The sequence below is a fragment of the Streptomyces sp. NPDC002676 genome (assembly GCF_053592455.1).
On record NZ_JBSFVT010000005.1, the window covers coordinates 310544 to 323539 of the forward strand.

Consider the following 12996-nt stretch of genomic DNA (forward strand, 5'->3'; position numbering starts at 1 on the left):
CGTGCAACGGGCAGTTGTGCTTGGCGGAAGCTACGCGGGTCTACTGGCGGCCCGCGTGCTGAGCGACTTCGCCGAAGAGGTCGTCATCGTGGAACCAGACCACCTCGACGGTGAGGCAACCGGCCCAGGCGCACCGCACCGGCACCAGTTGCATGCCCTGCTCGCCATGGGGCATGCGCAGCTGGAACGCTGGTTTCCCGGCATCACCAGGGAGATGACCGCCGACGGTGCCCTGGTCGGAAGCGGCCGAGCGGTCCAGTTCTACGTCGACGGCAGGCCGCGCCCTCCCCTGGACGACGTCGACATGCTCGGCGCCACACGCCCGTTCATCGAGCGCGCCGTACGACGGCGCACGCGAGAGCTGCCCAATGTGCGCTTCCTCGCCGGCCGCGGCCAAGGACTCCTGATGCGGGGCGACCGCGTGTGCGGCGTCCGCTACGCCCCGGCCGGGCACGAGCACGAGCACGAGCACGAGACAACGCTCGCCTCCGACCTCGTCGTCGATGCCATGGGCCGGTCGAGTCGCCTGAGCAGTTGGCTCGACCGGGAGGGATGGCCCGTGCCGCCTGTGGAGCGGATGCGGATCGACCTCGGCTACGCCACGGCCGCATTCCACCGGGGCAGCGAACTCCCGGGGACAGTGATCGCGCACTCCTCCCCAGGACCCGAAAGCGGCTACCAGCCCGCGCGCTGCGAACCCGGAGCACTCGCGGCGGTCGAGAACAGCCGGTGGACGGTCGTCCTGGCCGGTTACGCCGGTCTCCGCCCTACCAGGGACCCACGGGAGTTCATCGCCAGAATGCGCCGTTGCGTCGCCCCGCTGCGGGAGGTCGCCGAGCACTGCGCGCTTCAGGGCGACGTCGGCACCTTCCACTTCCGCGAGAGCCGACGCCGCCTGTTCCGCGCGACAAGTCGCTTCCCGGGCGGACTGGTCGCGGCGGGCGATTCCATGGCCTCCGTCAACCCGGTCTACGGGCAAGGGCTCACCCTCGCGGCTCTGCAGGCCCGCGCGCTCGCCATGTACCTGCGCTCCGGAGCCGCGCCGCACGCTCCGGCCTGGGACTACTTCCGTCGCGCGGACGTCTTCATCGACGCCGCGTGGAAACTGTCGACGACCGCCGACCTGGCCCAGCCTCACGTGACCGGCCCCTATCCACGCGGCTATCCCCTGATCCGCTGGGTAGGCGACAAGATCACACAAGCATCGGTCCGGGATCCCGAGATCAACCGCGTCTACATGGACGTCGTCCAGATGCGACAGCATCCGCGAACCCTCACCCGCGCGCATGTCCTGCTGCGCACGGCGCGCGTCCTCCTGGACCGCTGACCGTCCGTGCCCGTACCGGAACCACCAACCGAAGGAGAACAGTGCCCCGATGGCCCGCGGCCCTGACCGAGGCCGGCATCGCTGACCCGACGCTGCGGCGAGCCTACGACGCCCAGCGCGACCTGGTACGGAAGTTCGCCCTCCACCAGTACCTCGCCACCCGGCTGCTACTCCCCGCGAAGCTCCATCCGTCCGTCGTCGCCATGGTCGCCTTCATGCACGAAACCGACGAGCGGATCGACGCCGGAGAGGTCAGCGCCCGCAAGGAAGCACTGGGTTCATGGCACCGTGAGGTCAGGGCGGCACTCGATGCAGGCCCCGGCCCGGGGGCTCCCGCGTCCGCTCTGCTCCGGGCGCTCGCCGACACCGCACGCCGATGGCCGCACATGGCTGCACGCGTGCACGACTTCCTGGACGGGGCGCCCGTCGAGGCCGAATGGACCGGCTTCGACAGCGAGGCCGACTACCAGGCCTACATCGACAGTTACTCGCTACCCGCCCTGATGCTCACCGCGTCGCTGATCGCGCCGGCGCCGAAGGCAGGTGTGAACGAGCTGTTCCTCCAGGGATGCCGGGCGCTGATCGAGGGGTGGCAGCGCATCGACTTCCTGGCCGATCTCGCCGAGGACGCCGAGCAGGGCCGTATCGGCATCGCACGCGAGGAACTGGACCGGTACGGGCTGACCATCGAGGACCTGCGGAGCAAGTCGCAGGCATGCGTTCCCGCTCTGGAGCGGCTGGTCGGCGCGCAAGCCGATCTCGCCGAGACCGCGCTCACCGCGTGCCGGGGACTGCCTGATCTGGTCGACGCGCCCTACCGGCCGTTTCTGCGAGCCCTGATCTCCCTTCAGCTTCTCCACCTCCAGGCCGTACGACGCAAGGGAGGTTCCCTCCTGCACGGCGGGGCGCGACCGTCGATCCCAGCCGCCCTCGGCGTCCTGGCGCGGCAGTACCGCGCCGCGAGAAGCGTGCGGCTCCTGTCGAGGTGACGGACGGTCTCCCCGGGCCGGCCGGGCGCCACGAGGCCGCGGATCGCATCGAGAAGCTGTCATCAATCGTCGTGCTTGGCCAGGCCTACCGCATTTCTGAGGATGCCCATCACGCTCCTGCGGCGTTTGGCCGACAACGAGCGCATCGTGGCGGCGAGTTCGCTGAGTTCAGGGTCCTCGTCGCCACCGTCCGCAGCCGCCGACGCCTGGGACGCGCGCTGGGCCGTTTCGACCACCTGGTGGATCGCCGCCTGCAGCTGCCGTGACAACTGGTCACTGCCGGCCGACACACCCCCCCGCAGAGCCACGCGCTGCACCCGCCGACCCTTGAGTTCGGCGATCAGCCGTGCCTGCTCCAGGACGGGCTCAAGGGCCGTCAGGAGTGCCGTCTTCGGTCCGAGCGTGAAGAAGCCCGGGGCGTTGAAGAACTCCGCCAGGTCTTTGCTGACGTCGAATCCCGGGTTGCGCGAGCCGTTCAACAGGTTGGTGATCGTCGACTTGGCCACACCGACGGCGTCGGCGACCTCCTGGAACGTGTGCTTGCGTCCGTTCTCCTTGAGCCTGGTGTCCAGGAGGAATCGCAGGCGGTCCTTGAAGGGCGGGTCGACCTCGTCAGGGCTGACGGAATCCCCCGCGAAGAGTTTGCGGACCGTCGCCTCGGCGATGCCCGTTTCGACGGTGAGCCGGTCGAAGTTGATCACCTCGATGGTGTGGCCCAGTTCCTCAAGCTCCGCCTTGATCGATGCCAGGGCCGCCGCAACGTCCTCCACCCCGGTAGTGCTCTCCATAAACAGGCGGTCTCCTGCCTCGTCGTCGGTACACCCGCGTGGGCGGCGCACAGAAGATTAGCGCCAGAGAGGCGCACCCCGCACGAGGGGGGTCACATTTGTAGCCCATCGGGAGCGTCGACGGAATGATCGAGGCGCCAATTGACATCCACGAGTAGGTGCAGCATGATCCCTGATCGTGATGGCGAGCCGACCGCCGGAGAAGTACGGCCGCCGCACCTCACCTACAGCCATCTCATGCCACAGACGTGTAAGGCGCGCGGCCCGGTCACTCACGGCTCAGGAAACCTACTGACCGGACCTGGCGTTCTCGCCTCCACAGGAGACATAAATGAGCGCTACACCATCACGGCTCTCGCCGCTCACCGATCGCCAGAGCACTGTCGCGTCATTGGCCGCCCCGGTGTCCGACGGTACGCCGGGGCAGGGTGGCGGGCTTGGGGTCGGGCCATGGTGGGCCGGCCGGTGGTGCCGATGATCCGCCTCCGGACGGCGAAGCGGACGGCCGTCCCGGCTCGGTGGTGATGTGCAGTCACAGGAGCAACGGCTTCTCGATCTCGCGGAAGCGCTCTGCCCCTGAAGCTCCGACGGTCACACCGCCACAGGGGAGCGGTGTGGCCGTCGGGTCGGTCGAGTACGCCCGGCCCGACCTCGGCGAGGCTCATCTCGACCACTCCGCAATGCTCCGCACCGTCGAGCTTCTGCGGCGACTTCTACCACGTCTTCCCGCTCCCCGGCGGCCTCTGGGCGCTCATGATCGGCGATGTGTCCGGGCGCGGCACGCCGGCGGCCACCACCATCGGAATGGTCCGCCACACCGCACGCGCCGCCGCCCGCCTCCTGAACGACCCGGCGGCGGTGGTCGCCGCCATCAACAACGCGTTGACGGCAGGCACCGCCGATGAGGACCAGTTCGTTTCGCTCGCCTACGGCGAACTGCGGCACACCGCGTCCCACCTCGCGCCCCACCTGATTCGAACAGGCCACGTCCCGCCGCTCGTGCGCCGCGCCGACGGCACGGTCGTGGAACTCGCCGAACCGGGGCGGCGGTTGGGCATCGGTCCCGACCCCGGCTTCTGCCCGTGCGGCATCGAACTGCACCGTGGCGACAGCCTGGTCCTGGTCACCGACGGCATCACCGAGGCCTGTTCGGCCGACGGCGAGTTCTTCGGCGAGGACCGCTTGGCCGACGCGCTTGTCGCCGTCCGGACCACCACGCCCGCCGCCGCCCTCATCGAGTCCGTCACCGCCGCAGTCACCGCGTTCGCAGGCAATGCCACCCTCGGCGACCAGGCCGTACTGGTGGTCACCGCCACCTGACAGTCCGCCGGCGTCCAGGGCGATGTCGACGAGCTGCAGGCCCGCATGCAGGGCCGGCCCTTCGGCTGGCCCGTTCAGCGGACAAAGGAGATCTCCGGGTATTTCTTGTCGGGGCCGTCGAGCAGGGTGCTGTGCTGGTGGCGCAGTTCCTTGTCGAAGAAGGCGGCGAGGTAGACGCGCTGGATCTCGATCGCGCGGTTCGGGTCGAGCGTGCCGAGTATCTGCTGGAGCTGGGCCTGGGAGAGCCCGCGCAGGCTTGCCTCCTGTGGCACCATCGCCTCCGTGTCGCCGAACGACAGGTGCGCCGAGCCCTGGAGCTGGATGTCGACCCGGTCTCCCTTCAGATGCGACCACAGCGTGCGCCACGACCCGTCGTTGTTGCGGTTGTGGGTGCCGGAGCTGAAGAGCATGAAAGGGCGGTCCAGGTCCTTGCTCGGCGCCGAGCCGAAGAACTGACCGTCCAGGTCGGCGCCGGCGGCGATACGGTGGTCGAGCTGCATGGCGGTGTCGACCGCCCCGCCGCCCAGCGACCAGCCGAACATCCCGATGCGGGACATGTCCACGGCGTGCGACAGCCCGGTGGGGAGCCTGGCGTGGTCGACGTCCGGGTTGTAGCCCTTGCCGATCGCGCCGAGCTGGTTGATGACGAAGCGGATGTCGGCCGCACGCACGTTGAGCGTGTCGGAGGAGTGCGCGCCGGCCGGCATGGTGTCGCCCTCAAGCCGTCCGCCGGGGAACTGCACCTCGTTGGCGTCGTGGGTGTGGTCGACGGTGACGACGAGATAGCCGCGGCTGGCCAGGTCCTCGACGAGTGCAGTGCTCCCGGCGCGGTCCCCGTGCAGCCCGGCCGAGTACAGCAGGACGGGCAGCTTGCCGAGCTTGGTGTCGACCGGAGCGAGCACATGGCCCGCGGTCTTCGGCAACGTCACCTGTTGTGGCGTCAGGCCCTGAGAGGCGAGGAAGTGGGCGCCGGAGGCTGACGGCATCCACGGTGCCTCGTAGTGACCGCGAGTGGAGGCGGCCGGGTACCAGAACGACACCATCAGCTCGCGCGGCTTGTTACCGGGTACGTACGGGTCCGTGCGGGACTTGTCGATGAGGTGCAGGCTGAACTTGCCCACGCCATGGCGCCCGGTCGGTGCGGGCAGGCTGAGCTGGAGAGTGGACGTGCCCGCGCGGGGCGTGACGACCTCCGGACGGACGGCGGTGTGCTGCTTCGGCACCTCGTCGTGTCGAGGCGCCCAGGGCGCGTCGTCCTGGTCGGGCTGGTCGGGTGAGAACCCGGTGGCGGTGGGCTTGTTGGCCATCTTCCCGGAGGCCATCGCCGGCGTCATCCCCGCCCCCAGGGCGATGGCCAGCGTACCGGCCGTACCGACCGCTCTGGCGATCACTCTGCGACGGTGGCGCGGTCGGCGGTGTTTCATGGGACCCCTTTGCTGGGCAGCGAATCGAGGAACTGGCGATCGGATTTCGCACCCGTACCGCCGCAGTGGCCTACGGATTTCGGGCCCCTGGCGTTCACCGCGGCGGCGGGCGGGACGAGCAGCTGAACCATGCGACTTGGTGGGATCGCCGACCAGACGATGAAGGTCCCAACCGCTGAGCGGTCAAGACCTTCATTTGCCCAGGTGGGCGGCTGCGGAGGATAGAGATTCGAACTCGCGACGGGTTGCCCTCGACACGCCTCCCAAACGTGCGCCTGCCCGATTTCCAGGTCGCGCCGGACTCCCGGGCGAGGGCGAGGAAGCGTTCGACGCGGCCGAGGTCGAGTTCGACCGCGAGGGACACGGCGACGACGGCGTGGTCGACGTTGGCGGCGAGGATCTGCGCCTCGGACCGCTTGGAGGAGGTGGAGCGCACGAAGGCGGTGCGGCGCGGCAGACACGCGCGCACATAGCGGGGGTTGCCGCCGGGTTCGACGGCGACCCAGTCGCCGGTGCCGGCCTCACGGCTGGTCAACTCACGGCCGCGCGGCCGGCCTTCCCGGCGGTCGTCGACCGACCGCCGGGACCGGGTCACACCGCCGGGTCACGCCTCTGCCGTCTCCTGCGCGGGTGCGGGTTCGTTCGCCGGGAGGCTGTCCATGAAGGAGCTGACGGAGAAGACCGCGCGGCCGGGTCCGGGCGGGCCGTAGCCGGGCGGGGAGGAGAGCCCGAAGTCGTCCATCGTCTGGCGGTAGGCCTCCAGCAGCCGGATGTGGTACTCCAGCGGCGCGCCCTGCGGGTTGGCCTTGCCGAGCGGGGTGGTGGGCTCCGGGCACCAGGTGGTGAAGCGGGGCGTGATGCCGTGCGACATGAAGAAGCGCAGCCCCTCGGTGGTCGACGCGATCGCCTCGTCCACCGTCGTGAACCCGAACGGCTCGGCCATCTCCACGCCCGCCACGAAGTTGGGGATCACGTTGCGCGCGCCGAACACCTCGGCCGAGTCCAGGATGCGGCGGTGCCACTCGTCCCGGCCGACGTAACGCTCCTTGCCGGGGCAGTACAGCTCGAACAGCCGGCGGTCCCACACCTCGAAGTTGGGGTGGTAGATCTGCACGCCGTAGTCCTTGAAGCGCTGCACGTCCGACTTGGGCAGGGCCTGCGCGACCACCTTGCCGATCCAGCGGCCCGGGAAGCGCTCCTCGATGGCCTTGGCGTAGCGGCCGTAGAAGTCGGCCTCGTCACGCCCGCCGACCGTCTTGGTGATGGCACCGCCGGTGAGGGTGTAGGCAGTGGAGGCCTTCTGGGTGTCGTACCGGTCGATGATCTCCAGGGCCTCGAGGACCTCGTCGACGTCCTTGACTCCTGTATACGGTCGACCGGCGGCCTTGTGCTGGCGCCAGTTGTGGTTGATGTCGCAGTACTGGCACTCCTCCTTGGCGCCGAAGTACTGGCAGACCCGGAAGACGGTCAGATAGATCAGGTAGCCCCACTGGATGGTGGGGGCGACCTCCATCACGGACTTCCCGTTGGAGAGGGTGTGCCGGTAGTACTCCGGCATCGGCGGCACCCCCACGTCGGCGATCCGCTTCCCGTCCAGATACAGCCCGAGCAGCCCCTCCTCATCGGCGGCGACCCGGTACGGCGAGGCGGGGTTCACCCGCACGGAGACGACGGTACGGCGCAGGTCGTACGGCCCGCCGGTGAGGATGATCTCCTCCGGCGGCCGGCGCAGCGCGGCCTCGCCCAGCTCGGGCAGGGTGCCGTGGTCGAAGGAGAAGATGAAGTAGGACTTCGGCTTGACGTCCCCGTCCTCGTTGTCACTCAGGGCGGATCGGTCGAAGGCGACGCCACCCCGGAGCAGGTCTTCCTTGAAGACGGCCTCTCGCGGTACGTGCGGAAAGCGCTCCATCAGATCTTCGACCAGCGCGGTGCGACTGCCCATCCGTACATCTCCTTCAGGCTCAGGCATACGGCTCTCACCGTATGCCCCCGCTTCCGGGTCAGCCGTGCCGGGTCCCCGCACGGCGCGCGATGTGCGCCGGTACGGCCGTCTCGGGCGGCAGCGCCGGGTCGGGCACGGGCGCTCCCCAGACGGCGGTGAGCGGCAGCACCCCCGCCCACAGGCCGAGGGCGGCGTCGGGCCCGTCGCCGTCGTCGGGTGCACCGGTGCGGATCTTGACGGAGGCCTCCTCCAGGGAGAGGGCGAGGAGGGTGGTGGCGGCGAGTTCCTTACGGCTGGGCCGTCGGGCGTACGACCACTGTCCCGGCGCCGAGTGCTCGGTGAGCCGGCGCAGCCCCTCCAGCTTCTCGTCGGGGTCGGTGACCTTGCGGGCGTCGCCGTGGATCATGGCGCTGCGGTAGTTCACGCCGTGCTCGAACACGGACCGCGCGAGCACGAGCCCGTCGACGTGTGTGACAGTCACACAGACCGGTACGTCCCCGGTCAGACTGCGGCTCGCCACGGACCCGTGCAGATAGAGCCACCGCTCGTCCCGCCCGTACACGGTGGGCACGACCACCGGTCGCCCCTCGATCACCACCCCCAGATGACAGACGAACCCGGCATCGAGAATCGCCTCCAGCTCGGCCCGCTCCAGACTGCCCTGCTCGCGCAGGCGGCGGTGCCGGGTGCGGTCTGTCTGGGGAAGCTTGGCGGGGAGCGGCTGTGACGTCATGGGCGTGAAGCTACTGAAAGCGCAACCCAAGGGCCATCCATTTACCGAAACAGAGATCTGAAGGGGTTGGCTCGACGAAATCCGCATCCGGGGACACGGATGGCTTTCTACAGCCCCTTTCGTAACTCCTTGTCGAAGAACCCCGCAGCCCATAGCCTGACGCAGTGCCGGTGCCGAGTGCCGCCCCGGCCTGGTCGGGCTGGTCTGGACGGGATGGGATGGGTAGCTGCGTGAAGCGCACGTCACGTGACATCCGCACCGCGAACCGCTACGAGGTGCTGCGCCAGATCATCGCCGAGTCTCCCACCTCCCGGCAGGAGTTGGCCGCCGCCACCGGGCTCAGCCTGGCCACGGTCGCCACGCTCGTCGGCGAGCTGCTGGCCCTGAGCCTGATCACCGAGGTCGGCTTCGAGGACTCGGCGGGAGGCCGCCCCCGGGGACTGGTCGCCGTCAATGCGTCGGGGGGCTCGTTGATCGGTGTCGACATCGCGGAGACGTACGTCCACGTCGAGCTGTTCGACCTGGCGCTGAACGTACTGGCCCGCGCGGACGAGGAGTTGCGGCCCGGGGAGAGCCGCCCGGAGCAGGTGGTCGCTCATGTGGCCGCCGCCGTGGGCTCGGTGGTCGCGCAGGCCGGGGCGGAGGCGGCGCGCGTCCTGGGTGTCGGGGTGAGCGTGCCGGGCCAGGTGGACCGGGACTCCGGTGTCGTCGAGTTCGCCCCCAACTGGAACTGGCACGACGTGCCGTTGCTCGCTCTGCTCGCCGAACACATCGCGTATCCACTGCACTTGGACAATCCGCTGCGTGCGTGCGCGGTCGCCGAGCTGTGGTTCGGGGCCGCCCGGGGCCGCGGGGACGCGGTGGTGGTCAACCTCGGCACGGGCGTCGGCGCCGGCCTGGCGCTGGGCGGCGGGCTGCACCGGGGCGTGAGCAACAGCGCCGGCGAGTGGGGGCACACCACGCTCGTGCTGGACGGCCGGCTGTGCCATTGCGGCAACCACGGCTGCGTGGAGACGTATGTCGGCGCGCCCGGCATCATGCAGAACCTGCGCGAACTCAGCCCACAGTCAGCACTGTTGCACCCGGGCGACCAGACCGCGACCATCGACGCGCTCGCCCGCGCGGTCGCCACCGGCGATCCGGTGGCGCTCAAGGTGCTGCGCGACACCGCCCGTTACCTGGGTGCCGGTATTTCCGATCTGATCAACCTGCTCAACCCCGAGGTGGTCGTCCTCAGCAGCTGGGTCGCGTCCCGGCTGGGCGGGCCGCTGCTCGACGAGGTCCAAAAGGCCGTCGCCCGGCACGCGCTGCGCCGGCCGCTGGCCGCCACCGAGATCGTCCTCTCCCCCATCCCCACCGACCCGGTGTCCCTCGGTGCGGCCACGTTCGCGCTGGAGGGCGCGCTGCGGTCCGTCGGGCAGAGGCAGGGCGCCGGCAAGCGCACCGTCCCCGCAAGGAGCCGTACCGCAGCGCATTCATGACGACGGAAGGGATACACCTCCCTTCAAGGGCTGAGCCAGGAGACCTATGTCCTTCCCCACCCACACCGTCACCGCCTACATCGAGGACGTCTCACCGGGATCAGGGGCCCTGCCGCCCCGCGCCCGGTACGCGTCCTCGGACGCCAAGTCCCTGTCTCTGAACGGCACCTGGCGTTTCCGGCTGTCGCAGACGGCCGACGCCGAGGACGACTCCTTCGCGGCGGAGGGGTACGACGCCTGCGACTGGGCCGAGCTCTCGGTCCCCGGCCACTGGGTCCTCCAGGACGGTGGCCGTTTCGGATCCCCGATCTACACCAACCACCGCTACCCGTTCCCCGTCGACCCGCCACGTGTGCCCACCGAGAACCCGACCGGCGACCATCTGCGTGTCTTCGACCTGCCCGCGGACTGGCCCGCGGACGGCGGGGCGGTGCTGCGCTTCGACGGGGTGGAGTCCTGTGCCCGGGTGTGGCTGAACGGCACGGAGCTGGGCGAGTTCAAGGGGTCGCGGCTGCCGCACGAGTTCGCGGTCGACCGTCTACTGAAGACTGTGGGCAATGTACTGGCGGTCCGGGTCCACCAGTGGTCGGCGGGCTCGTACCTGGAGGACCAGGACCAGTGGTGGCTGCCCGGCATCTTCCGTGACGTGACCCTGCTGCACCGGCCGGAGGGCAGCGTCCTCGACCACTTCGTGCACGCCTCGTACGACCACACCACCGGCGTCGGCACCCTGTGCGTCGACTCGGACGTGGCCGGCCGGGTGACCGTGCCGAACCTCGGCGTCGACATCGCCACGGGCGAGCGGGTGACGGTGCCGGTTCAGCCGTGGTCGGCGGAGTCGCCGTGGCTGTACGACGGTGTGCTGGCCACCGCGGGCGAGCGGGTGCCGCTGCGTATCGGCTTCAGGACGGTCGAACTCGCCGACGGCCTGATCAAGGTCAACGGCAGGCAGGTCCTGTTCAAGGGCGTCAACCGGCACGAGTGGCACCCGGTCAAGGGCCGCGCGCTGGATCTCGCGACCATGCGCGAGGACGTGCTGCTGATGAAGCGGCACAACATCAACGCCGTCCGCACCTCCCACTACCCGCCCCACCCGGCCTTCCTCGACCTGTGCGACGAGCTGGGGCTGTGGGTGATCGACGAGTGCGACCTGGAGACCCACGGTTTCACCGAACAGGCCTGGCGGGACAACCCGGTGGACGACGACCGCTGGACCCCGGCGCTGATCGACCGCGCCGCCCGCATGGTCGAGCGGGACAAGAACCACCCGTCGGTGGTGATCTGGTCCCTCGGCAACGAGGCGGGCACCGGCCGGGGCCTGACCGCGATGGCGGAATGGATCCGCGGCCGGGACTCCTCGCGGCTCCTGCACTACGAGGGTGACCACAACTGCCGTGACACGGACGTGTATTCACGGATGTACGCTGACCACGCCGAGGTCGAACGGATCGGCCGCCACCTGGACGGCGGCACCCTCAAGCGCCGTCAACTCCCCTTCATCCTGTGCGAGTACGCCCACGCCATGGGTAACGGCCCTGGCGGACTCGCCGACTACCAGCGGCTGTTCGAGTCGTACGACCGGCTGCAGGGCGCCTTCGTCTGGGAGTGGATCGACCACGGCATCGAGGACGAGCGGTACGGCTACGCGTACGGCGGCGACTTCGGCGAGGAGCTGCACGACGGCAACTTCGTCTGCGACGGCCTGCTCTTCCCCGACCGCAGCCCCTCCCCCGGCCTCGTCGAGTACAAGAAGGTGATCGAGCCGGTCGCCATCGACGGCGACGGCAGCGGCGGCACGGTCCGGATCATCAACAAGTACGACTTCGCCGATCTGTCGGCGCTCGCGTTCACCTGGTCGTACCAGGTCGACGGCGAGACGGTGGACTCCGGCGCGCTGGCGGTGCCCGCACTCGCCCCCGGCGAGTCGGCCGAGGTCAAGCTGCCCGAACCGCCGCCCGCCGCCCCGCCCGGGGAGGCCCACTGGACGGTGCAGGCCTTGCTCGCCGCCGACACCCCGTGGGCGCCGAAGGACCACGTCGTCGCCTGGGGCCAGTTCGCGGCGTCCGCCCGCCGGGCGCCGAGCGTGCCGGCGACCGCCGCGCCGACGAGTGCGGACGGGGTGACCACCCTCGGCCCGGCCACCTTCGACGCCCGCACCGGCGCGCTGCGCGCGATCGGCGGCGTGGAGGTCACCGGTCTGCGCCTGGACGTGTGGCGGGCCACCACCGACAACGACGACGGCGCCGCCTGGCAGACCGACGTCCGCCACGGCCTGCTGTGGCGCGAGCTCGGGCTGCACCGCATGCGGCACCGCCTGGACGCGGTCGAGCCGGGCGCAAACGCGCTGACGGTACGCACGCGGGTGGCGCCGGCGGCCCGGGAGGTGGGTCTGTCGACGGTATACCGCTGGACGTCGGACGGAGATCGTCTACAGCTGACCGTATCCGTGACGCCGGAGGGCGGCTGGACGGTGCCGCTGCCCCGGCTCGGCATCCGCTTCGCACTGGCTGCGGCCGACCATGTGCGGTGGTTCGGCGGCGGTCCCGGTGAGGGGTATCCCGACACCAGGATGGCGGCTGCGGTCGGCCGTTGGCAGTCGACTGTAGACGGTATGCAGACGCCGTACATCCGTCCGCAGGAGAACGGCGCCCGCATCGACGTCCGCTGGGCGGAGTTCGGCGGTCTGCGCATCGAGGGCGACCCGTTGTTCTTCCTCACCGCCCGCCGCGGGACCACCGAGCAACTGGACGCGGCAACGCACCGCACCGACCTCTCCCCCGGCCCCGCATCCGACAGCGGCTCCGCCGCGGGGGTGTGGGTCAATCTCGACCACGGCCAGCACGGCATCGGCTCCCAGTCGTGCGGGCCCGGCCCGCTGCCCCGCTACTACCTGTGGGCAGAGCCGGCGCAGTTCTCCTTCGTCTTCTCGGCGACCACCCCGACGCCCCCGACCACCGCCCCGGAACTCCGTTGACGGGGGACCGGGTTCAAC

At 70.0% G+C, this 12996-nt stretch carries 9 protein-coding genes and 1 pseudogene; 5 read left to right on the plus strand and 5 right to left on the minus strand.

The window, feature by feature from the left end; genetic code table 11:
• Position 1: 1 nt before the first annotated feature.
• Positions 2 to 1327: an FAD-dependent oxidoreductase gene (locus ACWD3E_RS17385; RefSeq protein ID WP_451388395.1), complete on the plus strand. Its 1326-nt coding sequence runs from the start codon at positions 2 to 4 to the stop codon at positions 1325 to 1327.
• A 41-nt stretch (positions 1328 to 1368) separates the two neighbouring features.
• Positions 1369 to 2316 carry a squalene/phytoene synthase family protein gene (locus ACWD3E_RS17390; protein ID WP_451388396.1) on the plus strand — a complete coding sequence of 316 codons (948 nt, stop codon included), beginning with the start codon at positions 1369 to 1371 and terminating at the stop codon, positions 2314 to 2316.
• A 62-nt stretch (positions 2317 to 2378) separates the two neighbouring features.
• On the opposite strand, the gene ACWD3E_RS17395 is transcribed toward ACWD3E_RS17390, so the two are convergent.
• Positions 2379 to 3155 (minus strand): helix-turn-helix domain-containing protein, encoded by a 777-nt coding sequence (locus tag ACWD3E_RS17395; protein ID WP_451388397.1) that lies wholly within the window; start codon positions 3153 to 3155, stop codon positions 2379 to 2381.
• A 561-nt stretch (positions 3156 to 3716) separates the two neighbouring features.
• On the opposite strand from ACWD3E_RS17395, the gene ACWD3E_RS17400 reads away from it, so the two are divergent.
• On the plus strand, positions 3717 to 4424 hold the full coding sequence (locus ACWD3E_RS17400) for a PP2C family protein-serine/threonine phosphatase (protein ID WP_451388398.1): 708 nt from the start codon (positions 3717 to 3719) through the stop codon (positions 4422 to 4424).
• A 74-nt stretch (positions 4425 to 4498) separates the two neighbouring features.
• On the opposite strand, the gene ACWD3E_RS17405 is transcribed toward ACWD3E_RS17400, so the two are convergent.
• The 4 genes and pseudogenes from ACWD3E_RS17405 to ACWD3E_RS17420 all read right to left on the minus strand — a co-directional run bounded on the left by ACWD3E_RS17405 (position 4499) and on the right by ACWD3E_RS17420 (position 8523).
• Positions 4499 to 5815 carry an alpha/beta hydrolase family protein gene (locus ACWD3E_RS17405; RefSeq protein WP_451388399.1) on the minus strand — a complete coding sequence of 439 codons (1317 nt, stop codon included), beginning with the start codon at positions 5813 to 5815 and terminating at the stop codon, positions 4499 to 4501.
• A 325-nt stretch (positions 5816 to 6140) separates the two neighbouring features.
• Positions 6141 to 6362 (minus strand): annotated as a pseudogene (rsgA, locus tag ACWD3E_RS17410) (GTPase RsgA); the annotation flags it as partial.
• Positions 6363 to 6452: 90 nt separating this feature from the next.
• On the minus strand, positions 6453 to 7790 hold the full coding sequence (locus ACWD3E_RS17415; protein WP_451388400.1) for a radical SAM protein: 1338 nt from the start codon (positions 7788 to 7790) through the stop codon (positions 6453 to 6455).
• A gap of 58 nt (positions 7791 to 7848) precedes the next feature.
• Entirely contained in the window at positions 7849 to 8523 is a 675-nt protein-coding gene (locus tag ACWD3E_RS17420; RefSeq protein WP_451388401.1) for a pyridoxamine 5'-phosphate oxidase family protein, read from the minus strand.
• A 230-nt stretch (positions 8524 to 8753) separates the two neighbouring features.
• Here ACWD3E_RS17420 and ACWD3E_RS17425 point away from each other — a divergent pair, with 230 nt between their 5' ends.
• Entirely contained in the window at positions 8754 to 10004 is a 1251-nt protein-coding gene (locus ACWD3E_RS17425; protein ID WP_451388402.1) for an ROK family transcriptional regulator, read from the plus strand.
• Positions 10005 to 10050: 46 nt separating this feature from the next.
• Positions 10051 to 12978: a glycoside hydrolase family 2 TIM barrel-domain containing protein gene (locus ACWD3E_RS17430; protein ID WP_451388403.1), complete on the plus strand. Its 2928-nt coding sequence runs from the start codon at positions 10051 to 10053 to the stop codon at positions 12976 to 12978.
• The last annotated feature ends 18 nt before the right edge of the window (positions 12979 to 12996 follow it).